General features: G+C 32.6%; 3 protein-coding genes. All 3 read right to left on the reverse strand.

The window, feature by feature from the left end:
• Positions 1-954: 954 nt before the first annotated feature.
• The 3 genes from bioD to K737_RS10810 all read right to left on the reverse strand — a co-directional run bounded on the left by bioD (position 955) and on the right by K737_RS10810 (position 3,266).
• Positions 955-1,566, reverse strand: coding sequence for a dethiobiotin synthase (gene bioD, locus K737_RS00525; RefSeq protein ID WP_006291305.1), 612 nt, complete (start codon positions 1,564-1,566; stop codon positions 955-957).
• Positions 1,563-2,321 (reverse strand): methyltransferase domain-containing protein, encoded by a 759-nt coding sequence (locus tag K737_RS00530; protein WP_006291304.1) that lies wholly within the window; start codon positions 2,319-2,321, stop codon positions 1,563-1,565. The genes bioD and K737_RS00530 overlap by 4 nt, the downstream gene beginning before the upstream one ends.
• Positions 2,322-2,909: 588 nt before the next feature.
• Positions 2,910-3,266 (reverse strand): transposase, encoded by a 357-nt coding sequence (locus K737_RS10810; RefSeq protein WP_327059319.1) that lies wholly within the window; start codon positions 3,264-3,266, stop codon positions 2,910-2,912.
• Positions 3,267-3,378: the final 112 nt, after the last annotated feature.

The following is a 3,378-nucleotide window of genomic DNA, read 5'->3' on the forward strand; positions in this document are numbered from 1 at the left end:
GTGTATATTTATATGATTCTGATTACAGCTTTATTATTTTTAATATACAAGGCTAGAAAGAAACTGCATGGATTCAAAACTCCATTATTTCAATTTACATGAGATCTAAAGAAATCTTTTATTAAAACATTAATTATTATTTCAGGAGGGGATTTCAATGCTGTTAAACATTTATTTTGACACTTTCAACACTTATGGGGTACATCTTGGGTGCAGCAGATTTTATTACCTAATCTACCTACAAAAAGTGTGAGTGTTATGGACAATGCTTCTTTTCACAAAGGTATAGAAATACGGAAAATTATTGAGAGCTCTGGTCATACATTACTGTACTGACCTTCTTATTCACCCGATTTGAATCCTGTTGAGAAAAAGTGGGCTCAAGCTAAGCATATACGACGAACTAAAAATTGTTAGATTGATCAAATCTTCAACACTTATCTGTGACTCTTTTATATGATCTTAGCTATATTATAATCATCGACGTAAACTTAAATCGTTAAAATATCAAACTCCCTTTGATATTATTCTTAAAGAGTTTGAGCAAAATTCGTCAAACTTTAATCATAATCTAAACCATATAGTGTTGGGAATAAACAGACTAATGTCACATAAAAAAGTCATGTACTACGAGAATAAATTACACAAGAATGTTTATCAAAAATTCCGTAAAAAAGTTCTACAGCTGAAATCAGCTGGTGAGAGTTTTATCAATTTACCTGATCTTCCCCTAATTCAAAATTGTTTGTACACAAGTAAAGTAAAGTTTAGGCCTAGATGGCTTATTCAAAACAGGAACACTATTTTCAAAAAAGTAACAGGGCAAATACCATTGTATATCTTGGAAAACAAAACACTTGCACATAAGATTTTCACTGAAAATTAATTAGATACACAGCTTTATAAGACGATATCTCGTGACTGCACTATCCTTACTTGATTCCTTATTCACTATCACGCATTTAAAATTTCTTTTAATTTTTCGGAAAGCTCTAAATTCTTTAACACAACAGTACTAATTTTAAATAAATAAGGAAAATCATCAAGAATACAGACACGCCCATAGTATTCTATAGATTTGTTATTTTCAACATTTTTTCTACCATTCATGATTACCCCTAATACAAGAATGTTACGAGCTCTTAAGGCTTCCAAACTAAGTAATGTATGATTTATGCAGCCCAGATTTGTAAGAGAAACTAGAATAACTGGAATGTTTAGGTGTTTAATAAGATCTACCATAAGATATTGTTCATTAAGGGGGACTAAAACTCCACCTGCTCCTTCTACTAATAAAGTATCTTGTTTTGGCAATACAATTTTATTTATTTCAATGCGATCATTTTCAATTTTTGCTGCTAAATGTGGAGATAGTGGCTCTGGATAACTGTAAATCTCTGGATAAACTTTTGCGCCAGAAAGAATTTGAACTTTTTCACTATCAGTACTGTCTTTTGTGCCGGTTTGAATAGGTTTAAAATAGGAAAACCCAGTGTGTAAAACGATCCAGCTCGAAATAAGAGTTTTTCCAACGTCTGTACCTGTTCCAGAAATAAAAATTTTCATTGATCGGTATTTCTAAAAATTCCAAAAAATACTTTGTAAGTAACCGTCAAAGGATGCTGATGTTCTTGAATCAACTTTCTAAAATTCGTCAAATGGATTGAATCAAGTGATGCGCAGGCTCCAAGCAGCTTTAGATAGCGCACAAATTCCAAAGCACTATCTAATGTTAGCGAAAAATTTTTTGACCAAAACTGAAAAATTTGATTACGTTTTTTTATTCCAAAGCACACATTCACTAAATCACCTTCTTTAGGGTACTTATGAAGATGAATCGTTTGATACTTATTGATAACATCTCTCCATTCGTAAAAATTTCCTTCTAGCAGCGTTGAAAAAGCAAAAAGATTAGAACTTTTAGTATTAAGAAATTCTAGAGCATTTCTTAGATCATCAACCCATTGTAAAGCCAGATTACTTACTACATAATCACAGATACAGGCATTCAAATCTAGCATGTCTCCAGGAAGATAAAAAACGTTAGAATATTTTGAAAATTTTATCTTACACACTTCAAGCATTTTATCAGCGATGTCGTTAAGATAGAAAGACGAAGCGCCAAACTTAGGAAGCAAAAATTCAGGAAGGTAACCAGTTCCTGTGCCCACATCTAAAATTGTTTTAGGATCAAAGTTTTTAAAATTTAGAATTTCATCGACTAAAAATTTAGCAGAACTTTTTTGAATTTTTCCAACACAATCATAAGAAACGCTGGCTTTATTAAAATTTTTTTGTATATTACTAACTCTTATTTCCATGATATCTTTTCACGCTAATCCACTTATACACTCTAAGCACCACCATCTTTTAAGACGCAAACTACACTTGCGTAATATTAAAATTATTCTTCCAGTGTTTTTTAAAATAACATATTACCAATCGTAAAAATAGAGACACATTAAAAATAATTTACCTTGAATATTAAATCAAAGTTTAGCTCAAAAAAAATTCAATCTTAAGTAATAATCTAAATCCTACAATACAGCTACAAAGTAGAGTCACTACAGATGAAGATAAAATTAATAGAAGCGGATCATTTAGCATGCTTAGCGCAAGTACATTTTTTCTGGATAATAAAATCTGAAGAATAAGTAAAAAATATATCGGGAAGCAAAAATTTTTCCTAACTTATAACGAAGTGAGCATGGACAAACTGAGCCGTGTCCTCAATTTAGCTAAATGACTCTTGAAGCCAAGTATATAGTGCCCAGAAAATTTACAAATGTTTTGTCATAGTGCGAAGAAATGGCGCGGTATTGCTTTCAGTTTAGCGAAGCAATTCTCGATCTAATGACGGGATTGAATAAAGATGTGTATCATAATTTGAAGCTCTCAAACGGTTCTTTTTAGGAGAGATCACTGCCTCGCCCTCCTTTTTTTGAGAACCAGTATTCATGATTTAGCCATGCAAATGTTCTTTCGACAATCCAACGCTTTGGAAGTATGGCCCATTCTTGAGATATACGCTCTGAGATTGCTATAGTTTTATTCAATAGAGTTCTCACAAATTCCTCCAGGGGGTTTCTATATCCAGCATCTGCACACTCTTCCTTTAATGTAGGATATTTTTGCAACATTTCCTTAAAAACTCTGCACCCAGCACCTGTGTCATTGGCCTTATGAACCGTGATATGGATCAGATTGCCTTGCGTATCAACACCACTATGCCGTTTACGTATCTTTTTTCCCCCATCTATACCTATTTTTTCTGAGGCTCCTGTGGTTTTAACACTTGTTTTAACACTTTGTGAATAATGATGCTATAGCTGGGATGCTCACTCCTTTCATACTTAATTCGGCCTGTCTTAACAAGTT

The sequence above is a fragment of the Holospora undulata HU1 genome, from assembly GCF_000388175.3.
Classification (GTDB): domain Bacteria; phylum Pseudomonadota; class Alphaproteobacteria; order Holosporales; family Holosporaceae; genus Holospora; species Holospora undulata_A.

What these genes read in the sequence shown, in the direction of transcription:
- bioD (WP_006291305.1), bottom strand. Translation starts at nt 1,566, where the DNA reads ATGAAAATTTTTATTTCTGGAACAGGTACAGACGTTGGAAAAACTCTT.
- K737_RS00530 (WP_006291304.1), bottom strand. Translation starts at nt 2,321, where the DNA reads ATGGAAATAAGAGTTAGTAATATACAAAAAAATTTTAATAAAGCCAGC.